Annotated in this window: 16 protein-coding genes and 2 pseudogenes; 6 read left to right on the forward strand and 12 right to left on the reverse strand. The window is 67.8% G+C overall.

The window, feature by feature from the left end:
- Positions 1-77: 77 nt before the first annotated feature.
- The 4 genes and pseudogenes from VS93_RS13300 to VS93_RS26990 form a co-directional block, all read right to left on the reverse strand.
- The gene (locus VS93_RS13300; RefSeq protein WP_046470265.1) at positions 78-656 is read right to left on the reverse strand and encodes a dihydrofolate reductase family protein; all 579 of its coding nucleotides are present in this window, start codon (positions 654-656) and stop codon (positions 78-80) included.
- Positions 657-1,009: 353 nt separating this feature from the next.
- Positions 1,010-1,510, reverse strand: a pseudogene (locus tag VS93_RS13305) (LuxR C-terminal-related transcriptional regulator); the annotation flags it as partial.
- 11 nt (positions 1,511-1,521) lie between these two features.
- A complete protein-coding gene (locus VS93_RS13310; RefSeq protein WP_046470266.1) occupies positions 1,522-2,847 on the reverse strand; it encodes a Fic family protein in 1,326 nt (441 codons plus the stop codon).
- Positions 2,848-3,112: 265 nt separating this feature from the next.
- On the reverse strand, positions 3,113-3,487 hold the full coding sequence (locus VS93_RS26990) for a hypothetical protein (protein ID WP_052745731.1): 375 nt from the start codon (positions 3,485-3,487) through the stop codon (positions 3,113-3,115).
- A 431-nt stretch (positions 3,488-3,918) separates the two neighbouring features.
- On the opposite strand from VS93_RS26990, the gene VS93_RS31635 reads away from it, so the two are divergent.
- On the forward strand, positions 3,919-4,053 hold the full coding sequence (locus VS93_RS31635) for a DUF2637 domain-containing protein (RefSeq protein WP_236700527.1): 135 nt from the start codon (positions 3,919-3,921) through the stop codon (positions 4,051-4,053).
- A 21-nt stretch (positions 4,054-4,074) separates the two neighbouring features.
- Positions 4,075-4,692, forward strand: a complete 618-nt coding sequence (locus VS93_RS13320; protein ID WP_236700528.1) for a hypothetical protein — start codon at positions 4,075-4,077, stop codon at positions 4,690-4,692.
- Positions 4,693-4,743: 51 nt separating this feature from the next.
- On the opposite strand, the pseudogene VS93_RS13325 reads toward VS93_RS13320, so the two are convergent.
- The 7 genes and pseudogenes from VS93_RS13325 to VS93_RS13355 form a co-directional block, all read right to left on the reverse strand.
- Positions 4,744-6,014 (reverse strand): annotated as a pseudogene (locus VS93_RS13325) (Ig-like domain-containing protein).
- Between the two features lie 251 nt (positions 6,015-6,265).
- A complete protein-coding gene (locus VS93_RS13330; RefSeq protein ID WP_156184817.1) occupies positions 6,266-6,646 on the reverse strand; it encodes a hypothetical protein in 381 nt (126 codons plus the stop codon).
- Between the two features lie 575 nt (positions 6,647-7,221).
- A complete protein-coding gene (locus VS93_RS13335; protein WP_338022734.1) occupies positions 7,222-7,551 on the reverse strand; it encodes a hypothetical protein in 330 nt (109 codons plus the stop codon).
- Positions 7,552-7,689: 138 nt separating this feature from the next.
- Positions 7,690-8,568 (reverse strand): M48 family metalloprotease, encoded by an 879-nt coding sequence (locus tag VS93_RS13340; protein WP_046470268.1) that lies wholly within the window; start codon positions 8,566-8,568, stop codon positions 7,690-7,692.
- A complete protein-coding gene (locus VS93_RS13345) occupies positions 8,565-8,939 on the reverse strand; it encodes a BlaI/MecI/CopY family transcriptional regulator (RefSeq protein ID WP_046470269.1) in 375 nt (124 codons plus the stop codon). The genes VS93_RS13340 and VS93_RS13345 overlap by 4 nt, the downstream gene beginning before the upstream one ends.
- A gap of 97 nt (positions 8,940-9,036) precedes the next feature.
- Positions 9,037-9,924, reverse strand: a complete 888-nt coding sequence (locus tag VS93_RS13350) for a hypothetical protein (protein WP_236700529.1) — start codon at positions 9,922-9,924, stop codon at positions 9,037-9,039.
- A gap of 150 nt (positions 9,925-10,074) precedes the next feature.
- Positions 10,075-11,067, reverse strand: coding sequence for an ATP-grasp domain-containing protein (locus VS93_RS13355; protein ID WP_052745732.1), 993 nt, complete (start codon positions 11,065-11,067; stop codon positions 10,075-10,077).
- 209 nt (positions 11,068-11,276) lie between these two features.
- Between VS93_RS13355 and VS93_RS13360 the strand changes: the two genes are divergently transcribed.
- From VS93_RS13360 to VS93_RS13375, 4 genes are all read left to right on the forward strand, one after another.
- The gene (locus VS93_RS13360; RefSeq protein ID WP_046470271.1) at positions 11,277-11,903 is read left to right on the forward strand and encodes a GNAT family N-acetyltransferase; all 627 of its coding nucleotides are present in this window, start codon (positions 11,277-11,279) and stop codon (positions 11,901-11,903) included.
- Between the two features lie 126 nt (positions 11,904-12,029).
- A complete protein-coding gene (gene murJ, locus VS93_RS13365) occupies positions 12,030-13,763 on the forward strand; it encodes a murein biosynthesis integral membrane protein MurJ (RefSeq protein ID WP_394298820.1) in 1,734 nt (577 codons plus the stop codon).
- Between the two features lie 642 nt (positions 13,764-14,405).
- Positions 14,406-15,773, forward strand: a complete 1,368-nt coding sequence (locus VS93_RS13370) for an MFS transporter (RefSeq protein WP_046470272.1) — start codon at positions 14,406-14,408, stop codon at positions 15,771-15,773.
- Positions 15,774-15,829: 56 nt separating this feature from the next.
- On the forward strand, positions 15,830-16,195 hold the full coding sequence (locus VS93_RS13375; protein ID WP_082126866.1) for an ArsR/SmtB family transcription factor: 366 nt from the start codon (positions 15,830-15,832) through the stop codon (positions 16,193-16,195).
- A 391-nt stretch (positions 16,196-16,586) separates the two neighbouring features.
- Here VS93_RS13375 and VS93_RS13380 read toward each other — a convergent pair whose 3' ends face one another.
- Positions 16,587-17,591, reverse strand: coding sequence for a C40 family peptidase (locus VS93_RS13380; RefSeq protein WP_046470273.1), 1,005 nt, complete (start codon positions 17,589-17,591; stop codon positions 16,587-16,589).
- Between the last annotated feature and the right edge of the window lie 252 nt (positions 17,592-17,843).

The raw sequence follows: 17,843 nt of genomic DNA on the forward strand, positions 1-17,843 counted from the left end.
TCATCGACCGTCCGGCCAAGGTGCGGGTCCCAAGGACGGGGCGCCGCGGCGACAGGACCGTGGAGCGGGCTCGGCGGTCAGTCGCCGACGCCTGGCGGCCCATCGAGCACGGTGGGCACGTACCCGAGCAACTGAAGCCGACCGTCGAATGTGCGGCTGTCGACCAAGTCGAGGGCGATGTCGGGGTACGCGTCGAAGATGCGGTCCCTCCCGGTGGCGCCGGTGATGACCGGGAAGATAACCACGCGGAAGCGATCCACCACGCCGGCTTCGAGTAGAGACCGGCACAGGCTGAGACTGCCGATGGTGCGCAGCGGTCGCGCGTCGCGCCGCTTCATGTCCTGCACAGCCGCGACCGCGTCCCCGTCGACCAACTCGGTGTTGGCCCATGACAATGGCGTCTCCAAGGTCGAGGAGAACGCTACCTTGGGCATCGCGGTCAATGCGGCGAGGCCGGGCTCGTCGGGCATCTCAGCGGCGAACCCGGACATCAGCCGGTACGTCGTCGCACCCATTAGGGCGACGTGCTCGTGTTCGGCGCCTTTCTCGATCCAGGCGAGATACTCAGGCCCCTCCATGCCCCAGTAGCCGGGCCAGCCCTCCGCGGCCCCGTAACCGTCGAGTGAAATGATGAAGTCCACCATCAGGCTTGACATCGGCCTTTCCTTCCGTCGGCAGCGGTGTCGCGCTCTGGGCGCCCGCCGGTCGAGCCGCATCGGCTGAGGGGCTCGACAGTGGTGACTGACCGCAAGACAAAAACTCATCGCCTCGGACCCGAGGAACACACCCGCTGTGGGCGCCACACCGACATCCCGCGAACGGGACGGCTGCCGACGGTCCACGACGCGCGGCCGAGGAAAAGATCGCCGAGTGCGACACCAAGCTCGCCCGCTACCGCGCCGCGCCGGAGGCCGGAACGGCCCCCAAGGTCGTCGCGGAGTGGATCCGCGAGGGACCGGACACTGGCCAACGCCCAACTCGACGAAGACGAGATCGCCGCTGTGGTCGGCTACAGCCAGTCGTGTTCGCGCGCGTACCGCGCCGCCTCGTGCCGGGTCCGCGTCTGGGTCTTCTGCATCGCGTTGGAGAGGTAGTTGCGCACCGTGCCCTCGGCAAGGTGGAGTTGGGCGGCGATGTCGGCGACCGAGTACCCCCCGCCGGTCGCCCGCAGCACGTCGATCTCCCGGTCGGTGAGCGGGCAGTCGTCGATGACGGCGAGCGCGGAGACGTCCGGGTCGATCCACCGCTTGCCTGCGTGCAGAGCGGTGATGACCGAAGCGATGTGCGCCGGTTCCGCCGACTTGCTGACGAAGCCCTGGACCCGGAGTTTCAGTGCCTTGCGGAGCACGCCGGGCCTGGCATGGCGGGTCAGCATGAGGATCACCTGCTCCGGTCGCTCCCGGCGGATCGCCGCGACGGCACCGAGCCCGTCCACACCGGGCATCTCCAAGTCGATGACGAGCACGTCGGGCCGGTCGTGCAGCGTGGCTCGCACCGCTGATCCACTGTTTATTGGAGGCTCTAGTGTGTGCCGGGTCTTGTGGAGTCGGGTTTCTGGTTCTCAGGGCGGGCTGGAACGGCGCGGTTCGGAGGAGTAGTACGGGTGTCGAACTTGGTGCTCGCCAAGGTGCGCTCCGTCAGCGTAATCAGATCAAGCACCTCGCGGGCGAGGTAGGCGGTGGCGCCCCGTTCAATCGACCTGGTCCGCAGGATACCGGCCTGACGGAGTTCATCCAGGGCAGCACTCGCCGCCGGGAACGAGATATCGAGGATCTTCGACAGGGTCGTCGCGGTAACCACAGGCGCCTCGGGAAGGTGGTCGAGCAAGCGCGCAACGGCTGAATCTGCCCGCGGTGCGGCGCGTAGGCCGACGGATGTTCGATGTGTCGACAAGCGATTGGTCCAGTCAGAGCGTAGATCCTCGATCTGTTTCATGAGCGTTTTCGACTGTTCGACAGCGATGGCAGAGGCTCGAACGAAGACCGTCAGCCACTCGTTGATTGATGCACTCGCGTCTACGCTCGCAGCGGGTGCATCGTGTCGGTAGACGTTTAGCCCGGTGACGTAGGTGTCCCGCAGGGTTGCGAGTACGAGGCTGATTGGAAGGACCGCGCGTTCGGTCAGCCCGCGGCGTGCCAAAATCGTGTGGACGAGCGCACGGCCCACGCGCCCGTTGCCATCGGTGAAGGGGTGGATCGTCTCGAACTGCGCATGGACGACAGCGGCTTGGATCAAGGGAGCATGGGCGGCCCCGTTCATATAGTCGGTGAGGTCAGCCATCAGCCCGGGAACCCGGTCGGGATCTGGCGGGACGAAGTCCGCTCCGATCGGGCTCCAGTCCGAGCCACCGATCCAGTTCTGCACTTTGCGCAGGCCGTGGTGCCGGGGCTGGTCGGGAAGCAGTGACTGATGAAGTCCGACGATGTGGTCGACCGTCAAGGTCTCGACCTCGACGAGTTCGGTCGTCGACTGCCGCACGATCGTCATGTTGTTGGCCACGAACCGTGCCTGTTCGCTTACACCACGAACCGCCTCCGACTGACCGAGCTCAGCGAGGGCGACCTGCTGCGCCGACGGGGAGATGCCTTCAATCCGCGAGCTGGCGATGGCCTCGGAGCGCAGCAGGAACCGCGCAATGCCGGCCAAGTTCTCCGCCCCCAGGCTGTTGAGGGCACGGATACTTCGCTCGATCGCGGTAACCTCACGCGAGATCCCTCCGTCGATACCCAGCGCGAAGCCATCAACGGTGTCAGGGACGTACCGTTGATACAGCCCGGAACGTTGCGCAGAGCGCGGCAGGCCAGTGTCCGCGCTGGACTCCCAGTGGGCCTCTTCCCAAGTGGCCATCAGCGGATTTTCCTTTCACCGGGCTGTCCTCTATCAAAGGATAACGGTCTTAAGTTTGATAGGTGCGTGATCTGTTCAAGGATTCCTGCGAGCTTCCTGCTCGTCGCGCGACCTTGAAGGCATGCTGATGGCGGCGGAAGCACGCCGGGGAGCCGTGATATCGGACCAGCAGGCAGCTCGGCGTCGGTTGCTAGAGCTGGGACGAGCAGCCCGAAACCAAGCGGACTCTCATCAGGCGCGCTTGCGGCGCCCTTGACCGTGTGCCCTACGTTTCGCGGAGTGAGTCCAGAAGCCTGCCGGTATCGCTCACCCGCCAGAACCGCCAGCCGTTGGTGTTCGCGTTGCGCTCCGGGTTGTACCGCGTGACGACCGCGATGGCGGCCGTGCTGGGCTTAGAGAACTCCTCGCCCTCCCACGGGGATGAGTCGATGGTCACCGTCTGGGTGCCCGGGTCGTACGTCCCTTCGACGCGGACCTGTCTGTAGACGGCGTGCACCGAAACACGGCCGTCGCCTCGACCTCTTGGCTCGGGCTTCCGATTGAGCAGGCGGGTGACCACCTCTCCGATGGATATCCCTTCCCAAGTAGCGATGGCGGAGAGCTTGGCATAGGTATCGGAACTGATCTCAATGGCCGGCATGACTCGATTATAGTGTCCAAAGTACTTATAGCAATTATAGTGCTATGGCTTGCGCATGGGGACGCCTCCATAGGCCAGCATGTCGGAGGCGAAGAAAGTCACCAGACGCAGCATTTGGGGCCGGACCCGGGAGCGCGGTCGTCGTGCGAGCGCCTACCGCACCCGGACCGGTCTCGCCGTTCGCACTGCTGTGACCTGCGATGCGGGGTAATCGGGAGTGTCCGAGGGGGGTCGAACCCCCATGGTCGTGACCTGCGACTTCTCTACACGGTCATGCCAGCCCCATAAGAGAACCCCTGCTGATCGCAGGGTTCCAAGTGATGGCCTTGTGTCCGAGGGGGCCTCGAACCGATTTCCTATACCCCCTCAACCCGCCCGACCTTCTCCAACGCGCGGGTTCGCCTGAGCACCGAGCTGGATCTGACGGGACGGTGAGCTGGTATGAGTTCTTCCCGCTGGTCCCGCTGGACAACCATCGCGCGGTGCTGCTGCTGGCCGTGATCGCCGCTGTCGTCAGCTACAGCCACATGTACGAACTCGCCTTGCGCCATGGCGAGCCCGAGTAGCGGGCGGCGCTGTTTCCCCTCGTGGTGGATGGCATCATCGTCGCGTCGTCGATGACTCTGCTCAGTGACGCCCGTCAAGGGCATCGTGGTGGGCTGTTGCCGTGGACGTTGCTGATCATCGGCGGCGTCGCGTCGCTCGCGGCCGACATCGCGGTGGCCGACCCCACCGCCTGGTCGCGCATCATCCACGCCCGGCCGTCCTTCGCGCTGATCGGAGCCCATGAGCTGCTGATGCGCCAGTTCCGCGCGAATGCCGCTGGCGTACGCAACACCCACGCAGTGCGTACGCACACCGAAGATGAGAAGACAATCGGCGTTGAGGAGCGCGATGCGCCCTCAGTTGCGGAGTCGGAGAAGGCTTCAAAACCACAGGAGCGCCGTCATCTGCACGTGGTTCAGGTACAGGAGTCAGCCGGTGAGCCTCGTTGCGGAGTCCCTGAACGGCAGAGCCCCCTTTTACCTCAAGTGCAGTGCGACGCCTGGAAGTGGGCGCTGGCCAACCGGCGCGAGGACGGCTCATTGCCCAGCGGACAGGAGATCGCGGCGCAGTTTGGCCGGAAGGAGCGCTGGGGCGGTTGGTCAAGCAGTGGGGCAGCAGGGCCGCCTCGGCGCAGGCGCGTCGAGGCGGCCGATACCTGACGCTGTGCCGGGATGGGCCGGTCCGCCGCGTGCGTCTTTGGCGCTGTGTTCTCAGCCGTCCTCGGTGTGCACTGTTCCGGGTGTTCCCCCCTCGCCGGTGTCATCGGGCTCGCCGGTTGCGCTGTTGGCCACCCATTCCTCCCAGGGGCGCTGCCAGTAGCCCCAGCCGTTGTCGACTTCGAGTTCGCGGTCGGTTCCGGTGACGATCAGCGGGTCGCCCATATAGGAGTTGTCGTAAAACCACTTGGCGTCGGCGGTGGCCAGGTTGGGGCAGCCGTGGCTGAGGTTGGCCTCGCCGAGCTGGTCGTTCCACGGGGCGGCGTGGGTGAACTCGCCGCTGTCGGAGAAGCGGACCGCGTATTGGACGTCGAGCTTGTAGTACTCGGGGTCGTCCTTGGGCACACCGACGGTGGCCGAGTCCATGACGAGGTCCTCGTACTTCTCCATGGTGAGGTGGGTGCCGCTGGTGGTGGTGTACTTCTCGACGTCGGCGCGGCCGATGCTGGTGGGGAAGTCCTTGATCTGCTGGCCGTCGCGTTCGACGGTCATACGCTTGGTGTCGCTGTCGATGGTGCTGATCTGGGAGCGGCCGACCTCGAAGTTGAGCTGGTGGTTCTCGGTGCCGTACACGCCGTCGGCGGCTTGGACTCCGGCCAGGCGCAGGTTGACGGTGACTTCCTGGTCGGGCTGCCAGTACTCCTTGGGGCGGAAGACCGCGGTCTGGTCGCCGAACCAGTTCCAGGCGCCTTCCTCCGGTTCGTCGGACAGGACCTCCATCGCCGACTCCACCGGGCCTTGTTCTGCACGGGCAGGTCGAAGTTGACGACGACGGGCATGCCGACCCCGACCGTCTTCCCGCTGGTCGGGAAGTTCGACTCCAGCCCCAACCGTTGGCCCTCGGCCGCGGGCAGTGTCGTGAAGGCGCTGGTGGTCTCGCTCTCCTGCCCGTCGGGGGAGGCGGCGGTGGCGGTCACGGTGACGTCGGCGCCGGGGGGCAGCGTCCAGTCGCCGGTCCACTCGGTCTTGTCGTCGTTGAGGGAGCCGGTCATCTCGTTGGCGCCGGTGTCCTTTTGTTCGGCGGTGGCGACGTCGACGTCGGTGATGGTGCCGCCGTCGGCCTCGACGGTGACGGGAAGGTCGGGCCGGACCTTGGTGGCACCGTCCTCCGGCGAGATCCGGAGCTCGGTCGGCTGGCGGTTCTCGCCGCCGGGCTCCGCATCTGAGGCGGGTGCGCTGGAGCAGGCGGTCGCGACCAGGAGGCCGAGAGCGGCCAGGCAGACGCCGGTCGTTCTGGTCAGCGGAAAACGGCTGGTGTATGGCATTTTCGGGAGTCTTTCGAAGTCGTGCGTCTGGACTGAGGGGCCGGTGATTGCCGTGCGACGTCGGTGAAGGGAGCCACCGATCGGGGTGAGGGCCACGGTCATTGCAGCGGGCGGCAGCGTTCGTGTGCCTCGACGGGTTCGGCGTTGCGGAGCGGTCCGCACGGCGCCGGGCGAGCCAGGGCGGCCCATCCGCGCGGGAATCCCGTCAGTGCCGTGAGCGGTGCGAAGCGCGGCTTCAGCGGGCGGTCAGCCTACACCTGTAGTACACACAGGGAGACATGCAGCCGTGCCCGAAGGCGCGGCGTCTGCGGAGAAGACCGCTCTCTGCGGGGAGCGGGCCGCCGCGCCGCGGTCCACAGCACGGCGAGGGCGGCCGCGCCCAGCCCTGGCAGTGCGGCTGTTCTGATCGCGGTGGTGCGCTGGCGGACACCGAAGGCTGCACCGTTCTGGCACAGGTGGCGCTCGGTTGTCGCCTCGTGTGGCGGTGCGCTCATCTGGGATGCGGCCGAGGCGGTGGCGGGCACGTCGGCGAGTGAGTCCGCAGTGCTGCCGCCGTGGCAGGAGGCGCCCAGGACGTGGGCCAAGAGCAGCAGCGCCAGCAGCGCGGTTCCCGCGCCGAACAGCCGTCGCATCGTCGTCCGCACCACCCCATGAACCCTATCCAAACCCACACGTACCGGGGCAGGGGCGTACGCATCCGGTGCGATATCGGCGACTCCGCCCCCGGCTACCAGAGCACAAGGTGCCGACCGGCGGGACAGGCGGGCGGACGCGCGGTCCGCGCCGTGGCCCCGCGCACGGTCGCCGGAACCGGTTCAGCCGAGGCGGATGCTCACGGCAGACCGCCGCCGCTGCCAGCGGCAACCGAGCGGGGGCGGACGAAACCGGCCAGCGCGTCCATCCTGAGGAACAGCCCGGCTCAGGTGCCGAAGGGCGCCACCGGCTGCCACACGGGATCGGCCTGCGGAGAACACCCGCGGTGACAGTGCCACCGACTCGGCGGTCACCGCCCCGCCCCATTGGCGGCGCGGAGATGGCCGCCAAAAGCACCGTCGCACGACCGCCATGCCCCTCCTTGACGGCCACGGCGGCGATGGGCAGCGCGACGATCGGGTCGGTCCATGCCCGCCGAAGAGGGCGTTGGCCAGCAGGTCTGCCAGCAGGGCGGCGGAGAGGTAGGTGCACAGCAGGCTCTGCTTGGAGTCGGTCACCGCTGAGGACGAGCCGAGTCCGCGGCCCGCCGGCGCTGGGCCAGCGACAGGAACGGCATGATCACCACCGAGGTGGCGGCCAGCGCGATCCCGGGTACGGAGGTCTCGGCCTCACCGGTGCCCAGGAGCGAGCGCAGTGCTTCGAAAGTGACGTAGGCAGCCAGAGCGAAGAATGACACGGCGATGATCCGCAGCACCCCATTCTCCCGCGCCTGGCGCAAGGCGTGCTCGCGGGCGGAGAACTGCCAGGCCACTGCCGCGGCCGAGGACACCTCGATGACCGAGTCCAGGCCGAAGCCGATCAGCGCCGCCGAGGAGGCCAGCACCCCGCGGTGACGGCCAGCGGCCTTGAACCGTTCCGGGTTCGGTGGAGGGTTTGGTGTGTGCTACCGGGGATTCGTGGACACCTGTTCGGGGGCGCCGCGGGGCGGTGAATGAAAACCGCCGCATGTGCGCGTATGGCGTCACAGGACCAGCAGTAGGAACACGTGGTTGAGCTGGAAAGCCGAGGAGGTCACGCCGCTGGTGGCCACACCGGCCCCGCTGAGCAGGGCCGGCCCGGCCACACGGTTGGTCGAGGGCGCGTCGCTGAGCAAAGCTTCGACGCGCTGCACGACGTGGGAATTGGCCAGTGCCGGATGCCATGAGGTGCTGGATTTCGGGGAGGCCAGGGCGACCTGGGCGATGGTGTGGGCGACGAGCGTGCGATCGCCGACAGTCGCGGCGGCGTCCTCGTCGGCCCATCGTTCCAGTGCGAGCCGTACCGACCGGTGCACCCAGGCCAGGGGCGGAAAGATGCTCGCGGCGAATGCGCTGACCGAGCCGTAGAGGTGGTGCCGGTGCCGCAGGTGGGCGTGTTCGTGCCGGAAGACGACCTGCAGTTGTTCGCGTGTCAGCAGCCGTAGCAGACCTCTGGAGACAAGAACACCGCCGTGGTGTCCGGGCACGGCCATGGCGATGGGCTGGTCGTGATCGCTGATGCCTGAGGTGTGTTGACGTACGGTCTGCAGGTCGCGCCACCACCGGTAAGCAAGGCGTATGGTGCAGAACGCGCCCACGGCGAGTAACGCGATGGCGAGCAGTCCGGGGTAGGCGGGGATGGGCGCGTGCTCCAGCAGCAGCCTGCCCTGCGAGGTCGCCGCTACCGCCTCGGCAGGCAGTTGCCCTGCGATGAAGACGGCCGCGATGAAGGCGACGGTGGTGCTGACGGTCAAAGCCGTGGTGGTCGACAGGACGACCAGGACCCGGGCCGACCAGGCCGGGTGCAGTGACGGGGGGCGCCAGGCGAGAGTCAGGCTCAGCACCGTCAGCGCGGCGGCTGGAGCCAATGCGACTGTGCTCATGGCGACTCCTCGTTCTGGTTCCTGTTCTCGTTCAGTACTGCGCGCAGTGCTGCGGCCTCGGAGTTGTTGAGGCCGTGGGCGAACTGGCTGAGCACGTGCGAGGGGTCGCTGGCGACGCGCAGGTGGCCGAACATGCGCTCCGCGGCGATCTCGGATTCGTCGACGAGGAGGCGGTAGACGAAGGCACGTCCGCGCTGGGAGCGTTCGACCATTTTCTTGTCGAGGAGCCGGAACAGGATGGTGTTGACCGTGGTGTAGGCGGGGTCGCCGTTGAGGCGCTCGCACAGTTCACTGGTCGACAGGTAACCGTCGGCGCCGGCCAGTACCGCCAGGACCTCCGCTTCTAGTTGGCCGAGTTTTCTTCGTGACATTGGTGAACCTTTAGCGTCGTTGTCGAGTCGCCCCGTCCGCCCCATTGTCGCTGACTTTTGGCGGGGGAGGAGATGCGTCTTCGCCGCTGGTGTGTGGTTATTGTTTGAACCCGATGTGCAGGTGGTCCTCGTGCACCGTGTCGGTGAAGGTCGCGCCGCCGCTGGTGTCGAAGGCCCACGGCCCGCCCACTTCGGTGGCGCCGTTGTCCAGGGCGAGTTCCATCAGGGCGCGCGCGGTGTTGTCGGCTCCTTGGTCGCGTAGGTCGGAGACGGTGGTGCCGTCGATGGCCCAGATGTCTACAGCCCGGCCCTTGATGTGGTTGCTGACGGAGGAGCTGTCGAAGACGTTGGTCGGGTGGCCGGTGGAGAGGACGGCGACCGAGATGGTGTGCTCGGCGGAGAGCGCGAGCATCATCTGCAGGATCCGGTCATCGATCTCACCAGTCAGGATATCCCACCGGGCGGTGTCGGGCAGCTTGATCCGCTCGGACTGGAGAACGTCCTCGGCGGCATCGGAGATACCAGGGTCCTCGGTGGAGCCGCCGTCTGGCGGTTCGCCCCCGAGGGAGGCGATCCCGCTCACCTGCCACTCGTCTTCGTCGCGGCTCAGGCGCAGGTCGATGACGCGAGTGGCGGAGGAGAGTCCGGGTGTCCGTGGCGGCTTCTCCTGCAGCAGGTGTAGTTCGACCACCGCCATGATCGAGGCCTGGTCTTCGGTCAGCCCGCCCAGTTGCGGATAGATCACCTGTGCTGCGCTTGCTGCGTCCTCGGCAAGGAGGGGAAGGGCGTCATCGACGGCGGTGTCGCTCGCCTCTTCGGCGTGGAGGCGTTTGCGGGTCTTCTGTGGTGTGCCCTCGCCGACGCCGTAGGTGAAGACGGTTTCCAGAAAACGCGCAGCGGTACCTTTCACCTCGGGGGCGGGCTCGCCCTGGGCGACCTCGTAGGCCCGGACCTCGGGTAGCGTGGCCGATTCTGTGTCTGGCACGCCCCTTTCCTCCTCTCCGGCTCTCTCGACGGCACCGCATGCGCTCAGCACACAGAGTGCGCTCGCCAAAGCCATGGCGCCTGGCCTCACGTGCTTTCCGCTCTGGATTTTGGTGTGCCCCGTGGTTGGTCCTTGGCGTGGGCGCATGGATCAGTGGGCCGCCTCTAGCGCGTTGCGGCGCGCAACGAACTCATCTGCCGGAACGAAGGTCTCGATGGGGTGGCGGATCATGGCCACATTTTCCTGCCAATTATCGGTAACGGGCGGCTGGTGCGTGTCCAGTGCTTGGGCGAGCAGCCCGTTGATCTCGTCGATCCCTGCGGCGGTGGTCAGGGCGGAGCTTCCGGAGAAGCGCGGGTTGATCTCGAAGACCTGCGGAGCGCCCAATGAGTCAAGGCGGAGCTGGACGTTGAAGGGCCCATCGGCGTCAAGGGCGTGGGCGGTCTCGATGCAGATCTCGGTGATAGCGGGGTTGCGGCGGCTGATCGCGTAGCGTGAGCTGCCCTCCTTCAGCACGACCTCTTTGGGAACGACCGCTTGGACTTGGCCGTCGCGCCAGGCCACAACGGAGACGGAGAACTCCGGTCCCTCGACGTACTCCTGGATGATCCACTGGCCGAGGTCGCCGGCCCGTGCCAGGATGTCGCGGAGTTCACGGCGATTGCGGGCGATGGCGATCCCCCGGCCGCCGCGCCCCGCGCGGGGTTTGACGATCAGGGGATAGGCAAGGCTGCCGGCCCCGAACGTGGCCAGACGAGTGTGCGGCACGGTGACCTTCGCCTCGGCCAGGGTCTCCATCAAAACCAGCTTGTCCAGGCAGAGCGCGACCATCTCGGCGTGCGGAAGCAGGATCTCGACGCCCTCGGCCGCCAGCTCCCACACCGGGAGAAGCTCCTCATCGACCAGCGGAACGATGGCCTGGATGTTTTCGGATGCGCAGATGCGCCGCATCCGTCCAAGGAACGCCGGGCTCGTCCCCCCGGGGACCGTGAAGGCGGCATCGGCCAGGTAGAGGCCAGCCGAACGCGGATCGCAGTCGGTGGCGACGACCCGGTGGCCATGCTGACGCAAACCGAGGATCTTTCCGGCCGTGCCCACCGCACCCGCCGTTGTGACCAGGACGTTCGCGCGTTTCTCCGTCATGGGCCGTTCCCCCTCTTCGAAATGTCCGCAACCTCGTTGCTACTACAGTGTTAGTAGATGGTTGTGCGGTGCGCCGCTGGGGCGGCCGCGAGCGATGAATCCGGCCGCAGTAGGCCGGGTTGCCCTGGGGCGTCGGAGTGGTGATGCATCTATTACAAGTGTAGTAGCTTGTGGGCATGTCATCCACCTCGCCTATGGAGACGCCCGCGGTGTCACTGCGCGTCATGGAACTCGGTGATGTCCCCACGGTGGTACGGCTGCACCGTGCGAACCTGCCCGCCGGGTTCTTCGTCGAGCTCGGCGACCGTTTCCTCGGCCGGTACTACCGCACCTTTTTGACCAGCCCCGCGGCGGTGGCCCTCATCGCCGAGGTCGAAGGCACCGCCGTGGGCTTCCTGGTGGGAGCCACCGACGAGGTGGTCCACCACCGCCACGTCATGCACCTCAACAGGTGGGACCTGGCACGCTGCGGCATGGCGTCGCTACTCGTGCGCCCCGAACTGACCGCCCGCTTCGTGCGCACCCGAGCCCGACGCTACCTGCGCGGCATGCGGCGGCGCCGTTCCGCTGGGTCCGCTCAGGAGGAGTGGGGCCGGACCGGGGTGCTGAGCCACATCGCGGTGCAGACCCGCCTCCGCGGCGCGGGGGTGGGCGCGGCGCTCGTAGGCGGTTTCGTGGAGATCGCGAAGGTCCACGGTGTGGAACGGCTGCGCCTGTTCACGTCCTGTGACAACGAGCCAGCTCAGCGTTTCTACAAGCGCCTGGGCTGGCAGACCCGGCCCGAGCAGTGCGACGCGGACGGCAAGCGCTGGGTGCCTTTCACCCTCGACCTGTAAGGCGAACACCGCGACCGCGGCCGATCATCGAGTCCGTAGCGCAGTGCCTCGCCGCCCAAGCGGCGCCGGAGCGGGGTCACTGGCATGGGCTCCATGCACCACGAACTCTGAAGGGAGATCGAGCCAGTGGCCGGCGACATCACCACCAGTGGCACCACCGAGGACGAACGCGCCCCCACCACGGAACGCGCTCACCGTGAGCGCGTACCACCCGCCGGAGGCCCCCCGGAGGACGCGGGTCCGAGCCTGGCCAGATCGAGCGCGGTCATGGCCACCGGCACACTGGTCTCCCGCGTCACCGGGTTCGGTCGCACTGTGGTGCTGGCCGCGGCGCTGGGAACCCAGCTGCTCGGCGACGCCTACAACACCGCCAACACCATCCCCTTCATCGTCTATGACCTGCTCATCGGCGGGCTGATGGCCAGCGTGATCGTCCCGTTCCTGGTCAAGCGCCGCAAGGCCGATGCCGATGGCGGGCAGGCCACCGAGAACCGGCTCTTCACGGTGGCGGTGCTGCTGCTGGCCGCGCTGACAGCCGCGGCCGTCCTGGCGGCCGAGCCGCTCATCCGCCTCTACGCCGACCGGTTCACCGATCCCCAGTTCGAGGTCGCGGTCCTCTTCGCCCGCTACCTGCTGGCGCAGATCTTCTTCATCGGGGTGAGCGGCTTGTCGAGCGCGATGCTGAACACCCGCGGCCGGTTCGGCGCACCGGTCTGGGCACCCGTTGTGAACAACCTGGTGATCATCAGCGTGGGCGCGGCCTTCCTGGCCGTCGCCGGCCCGGGAAGCACCCCGGACTCAATCACCGACCACCAGATCCTGCTGCTCGGCGCCGGTACCGCATGCGGCATGGTGCTGCAGGCCACCGTGCTGCAGTGCGCCCTGTGGGCGACGGGCTTCCGCTGGCGTCCCCGCCTGGACCTGCGCGGCTCCGGTCTTGGAGAGGCCCTGCGCGCGGCCGGGTGGATGTTCGTGCTGGTCTGCACGATGCAGCTCGGCCTGCTCATCACGGCCAACCTGGCCAACCGGGCGGGGGTGGAAGCAGCCCAGGAAGCCGGGGTCGGCGCCGGCCTCACCGCCTACAACTACGCCTACCAGCTGTTCCAGCTGCCTTATGCCATCATCGCGGTCTCCGTGATCACCGTCCTGCTGCCCCGCATGAGCGCCCACGCCGCGGACCGGGACTGGGCGGAGGTCCGAGCGGACTTCTCCCGGGGACTGCGCGTCTCATCAGCCATCCTGGTGCCGCTGGCCCTGCTGCTGGCCGTCTTCGCCACCCAGGTGTGTGTCCTGGTGTTCGCCCGCGGCACCACCTCGACGGAGGACGCCCGAGCCATCGGCCACGTACTGACCGCCTTCGCCCTCGGGCTGATCCCCTTCACCATCTACCAACTGATGCTGCGGGTCTTCTACGCCACCGGCGACACCCGGACACCGGCGCTCATCAGCATCGCCAACGTCACGGCGCACGGCGCCATCGGGGTGGCCTGCTACTGGCTGCTGCCGGCTCCCCAGGTCGTCATCGGGATCGCGGGCGGCTTCATGTTCTCCTACGTCCTCGGCTCCACCATCGCAGGACTGGTTCTAAGCCGTCGTCTGGGCGGGTTCGACGGGCGACGGATCGCCACCACCCTGGCGCGATTGCACATCGCGGCACTGCCCGGTGTCGCCGCAGCGCTGGGAGCGCAAGAACTCCTGGCCGCCCGATTCCCCGACGGCCCGGCCACACTCGCCGGTCTCCCCGCGGTCGGCTGCCTGGCCGGCGGGCTGCTGTTTTTGGCAGCCGCCCGGTTGCTGCGGATCGAAGAGACACGCGAACTGCTGGGACTGGCCCGCACCCGGGTACTCCGCCGCGGTTGACCGAGGGCTCAGGGATCCGGAGCAGATACACGATGTCGCGGTCGCGACCCTCCACGTGACCCTCCAATGGAGGGCCGCATCGGACACCACCAGCACCACGACAGCGGTGCGCGGCGCAGGATGTGCGATCGCCGACCTGAGATTCACAGCGCGGTCTGCGCCGAGGCGGCAACTGAAACGGCACCGGAGTCCTCGGGGCGCATGATCTGCCCGCAGCGCAACGGTGGAGCCGCTGCACGCCCACAGCCCGGACCCGGTACCGATCGCGGGGGCACCGGAAGCCCCAGCACAACAGGGCCCCGCATGGCCGAACCGCCAGCACGCCGACGATCCGGCCACCCGGTTGGCTGGAAGCCCGCGGCGCGCAGCCGTCCGCCCGACCCCTGGGCAGACACCACCTCCCCGATGGCCTCTCCCCGCTGACCGGGTCGAAGGCGCTGGCGGCCACGGCTTCGACGCCGGTTACTCACCGGCGTGGTAGAGACCCAGGATCCATGCCGTCAACAGTAGGTGCGCCGCACCCGATGGGGTCCGCGCGTCTCTTTATGTCACTTGAGTGCATACATGCGCACATGAGTGCTATGTTTGCGTGACTGTGGTGGAGCGAGAGCCTGTCGCCGATCGGAAGGGAGAGGTCCGGGCGTGCTGGGGGTGCTCAAAGACCGGACCTACCGGCATCTGTTCGCGGCCCAGCTTGTGGCGCTGGTGGGGACGGGGCTGGCGACGGTGGCGCTGGGGCTGTTGGCTTACGACATCGCCGGCGCCTCCGCGGGTGCGGTGCTCGGCGCGGCGATGACGATCAAGATGGTGGCCTATGTCGGTGTCTCCCCGCTCGTCGGAGCGGTGGCCGATCGGCTGCCCCGGCGTGCCTTCCTCGTGTCGACGGATCTGCTCCGCGCGGGGGTCGCGCTGTGCCTGCCGTTCGTCGACTCGGTCTGGCAGGTCTATGTGCTGATCTTCCTGCTCCAGGCGGCCTCGGCATCGTTCACACCGACCTTCCAGGCCACCATCCCCGACGTGCTGCCGGACGAGCGCGACTACACACGGGCGCTGTCGTTGTCGCGGTTGGCCTATGACCTGGAGAGTCTGCTCAGTCCGGTTCTGGCCGCGGCCCTGCTGACCCTGGTGACCTACCAGGGGCTGTTCACCGCGACGACGCTGGGGTTCCTCGCGTCAGCGGCCCTGGTGGTCTCGGTGCTGCTGCCCAAAGCGGCTCCGAGCGGCCGTCGGGACGGGGTGTGGCGACGTATCACGCTGGGCGCGCGTGTCTTTCTCGCCACTCCGCGCCTGCGCGCGCTGCTGGCGATGAACGTGGTCGTCGCGGCCGCGAGCGCCGTCGTGATCGTCAACACCGTCGTCATCGTGCGCGGCGTGCTGGGCCGCGGCGAGGTGGAGGTGGCGATCGCGCTGGGGTGTTACGGCGCGGGGTCCATGGCGGTGGCGCTGAGGCTGCCGCGCCTGCTCGACCGGCTCGGCGACCGGCCGGTGATGCTGCCCGCGGGTTTCCTCCTCACGGCCGTCCTCGCCGGAGCGGCGGCGATCATGGCGCTCGCTCCCGCGACCGCTTGGCCGCTCCTGCTGTTCACCTGGCTGCTGCTCGGCGCGGGCACCGCGCTGATCCTCACGCCCGGCGGGCGGCTGCTGCGCCGCTCCTGCGACCAGGCGGACCGCCCGGCCCTTTTCGCCGCGCAGTTCTCCCTCTCCCACGCCTGCTTCCTGGGCACCTATCCGCTCGCGGGCTGGCTCGGCGCCGCGGCCGGGATGGGAACCACCCTGCTGGCGTTCGCCGGTCTGACCCTGGCCGCGGCCCTACTCGCGGTGTGTGCCTGGCCGGCGGGCGATCCACGTACGCTCACCCATGTCCACGCCGATCTGCACCCGGGTCACCCGCACCTGCACGACGCCGAAACGGTCGGCGCGGGCTGGTGGGGGCACAGGCATGAGTTCGTCATCGACCGCCTGCACACCCGGTGGCCGCAGCGAGAGACCGAACCGGTCGATACACGGTGATGGCCGCACAGCGCACGCGGCATACGATGCGCGGAATCGCGGAATACACTGCGCACATGAGCACCCGCGAGTCGCCGCCGGCCGCTGAACCGAGCCTCGTGCACGAGGCGCCGCCCAGCACGGACCAGCTCGGCGTGGCCGCCGGGGTCTTCCAGTTGCTCTCCGATGCCACCCGGCTGCACCTGCTGTGGGTGCTGGCCCAGCACGACGCCGACGTCGGCCAGCTCACCCAGGCATGCGGCGCCTCACGCACCGCGGTCTCCCAGCACCTGGCCAAGCTTCGACTCGCCGGTCTGGTGGAGGCACGCAAGCAGGCGCGCCACTCGGTCTACCGGCTGCGCGACGGCCACCTGCGGCGCCTGGTCCTCGAAGCCCTCAACCACGCCGACCACACCGTCACCGGCGAACCACCCCACGCCTGAGACGCCCCGAGGCCGCGGGTGAGACCCGTGTCCATTCTGTGCCGTTTGAGAACGCGACCTGGGGTGGCCTGGGCAGTCCCCGGCGGTGGCGTCGCCGGTCTGGGTGAACCGCTCCGACTTCAGCGGAGAGCTTGGTCTGCCCTGACGTGATTTTGGCCCCTACGGACTGGGTGTATGGGTGGTCTGGCCCGTCTTGGGATGTTCCACGGATCAAGGCACCTCAGTTGTCCCTCTGACCGAGGTTATGCGTGCCTGGATCCCACGGTGTGGCCTATGCCGGCGAACTGCGGCCGGTGCCGACCGGGCGACCGGCACCGGGCCGTAACCGGCGGTGCCTCAGCCCGCAGCCGTGATCGCGGCTGCGGCCGGAGGCGCCGACCGGGAGGCGGGATCAGGGGCGGACCGCTCCGACGAAGTGCTGGTCCCAGTAGTCGGCGAGGTTGACTTCGGACACGGTCTTGCCGCTGCTGGGCGCGTGCACCATTCTGCCGTTACCGGCGTACATGCCGTTGTGGCCGAGGTCGTCGAAGAAGAACATGATGTCGCCGGGTTGTAGGTCAGCCCGGGAGACCTTGTTCGGCATCTCGAACTGGGAGTAGGTCGTGCGGGGGATGCCGGCTCCCGCAGCGCCCCAGGCGGCCTGCATCAGTCCGGAGCAGTCGTAGCCGTCGGGACCGGTACCGCCCCACTGGTAGGGGGTGCCGATCTTGCTGTAGGCGAAGTCCAGCGCAGCGCGGGCGTCGCCGGAAGCCGAGCCGTTGTAGGAGGCCCCGGCCGCGGAGCCCTGTGCCGCGCCGCTGGCCGACGAACCGGCTTCCTCAAGTTCGGCGAGCAGTTCTTCCTGCTCGGCGAGCTTGTCCTCGACGTCGTTCTTCTGGTTTTCGAGTTCGTCGCTCTTCTCCTTGGCCTTGTCGCGGCTGTCCTCGGCCTCCTTCTTGAGGTTGATGAGGCGCTCGGAGGAGCCTGCGAACTCGTCGAGTTCGGCTTTCTGGTTCTCCGAGAGGTAGGACACGTCCGCGGACTGGTCGAGAAGGTCCTCGGGATCCTCCACGCTCATGATCGTCGTGGTGGCGTCGAGATCGGCGGACCTGTAGGCGGCGCTGGCGTACTGGGCGACCTCTCCGCGCAGCTCCTCGTAGCGATCCTCCTCGTCGCCGATCTTCTCCTCAAGGTCCTCGATGCGCTTCCCTGTGGCGTCGAGCTCCTCTTCGGCTTCGTTGTAGTCCTGGACGAGGGTGCTCGACTCCTCAGTGAGTTCGTCGATGCGTTCCTCGACCTCTTCGGGCTCCGGCTCGGCATGGGCCACAGCAGTGGGCAGCACGAGGCTTGTGACGGCGAAGGCGCCCAGACCTGCGGTGATCCGCTTCATTTTCCGCTGTTGTGCGTGATCGCTCATAGGGTACTCCTCGGACTCGTAGATGTCTGGAGCTGGGAAACAGGTCTCTGGAAAAGGGGGAAGAGGGCCTTATTGCAAAGGCCGGAGGTGCAGAAAAGGGCGTCGGCGCTGAATGCGTCCGAATGGGAGTCTGCGGAGAGCGGCGGCAGGGCAAGAGGAGGCCAGGACCGCCGAAACAGCCGGGACCACCGGATGCGATGAACCCGGCAGCGTTCGACCCCGGGAAAAGGAAACGTCGGACGCGAGTCCTCA

Source organism: Allosalinactinospora lopnorensis, from assembly GCF_000981225.1.
Lineage (GTDB): Bacteria > Actinomycetota > Actinomycetes > Streptosporangiales > Streptosporangiaceae > Allosalinactinospora > Allosalinactinospora lopnorensis.

Coding starts and splice junctions, on each gene's coding strand:
- VS93_RS13380 (WP_046470273.1), bottom strand. CDS start 17,591: ATGAGCGATCACGCACAACAGCGGAAAATGAAGCGGATCACCGCAGGT.
- VS93_RS13310 (WP_046470266.1), bottom strand. CDS start 2,847: ATGGCCACTTGGGAAGAGGCCCACTGGGAGTCCAGCGCGGACACTGGC.
- VS93_RS13340 (WP_046470268.1), bottom strand. CDS start 8,568: ATGAGCACAGTCGCATTGGCTCCAGCCGCCGCGCTGACGGTGCTGAGC.
- VS93_RS13330 (WP_156184817.1), bottom strand. CDS start 6,646: ATGCGACGGCTGTTCGGCGCGGGAACCGCGCTGCTGGCGCTGCTGCTC.
- VS93_RS13300 (WP_046470265.1), bottom strand. CDS start 656: ATGTCAAGCCTGATGGTGGACTTCATCATTTCACTCGACGGTTACGGG.
- VS93_RS13355 (WP_052745732.1), bottom strand. CDS start 11,067: ATGACGGAGAAACGCGCGAACGTCCTGGTCACAACGGCGGGTGCGGTG.
- VS93_RS13375 (WP_082126866.1), top strand. CDS start 15,830: ATGAGCACCCGCGAGTCGCCGCCGGCCGCTGAACCGAGCCTCGTGCAC.
- VS93_RS26990 (WP_052745731.1), bottom strand. CDS start 3,487: ATGCCGGCCATTGAGATCAGTTCCGATACCTATGCCAAGCTCTCCGCC.
- VS93_RS13345 (WP_046470269.1), bottom strand. CDS start 8,939: ATGTCACGAAGAAAACTCGGCCAACTAGAAGCGGAGGTCCTGGCGGTA.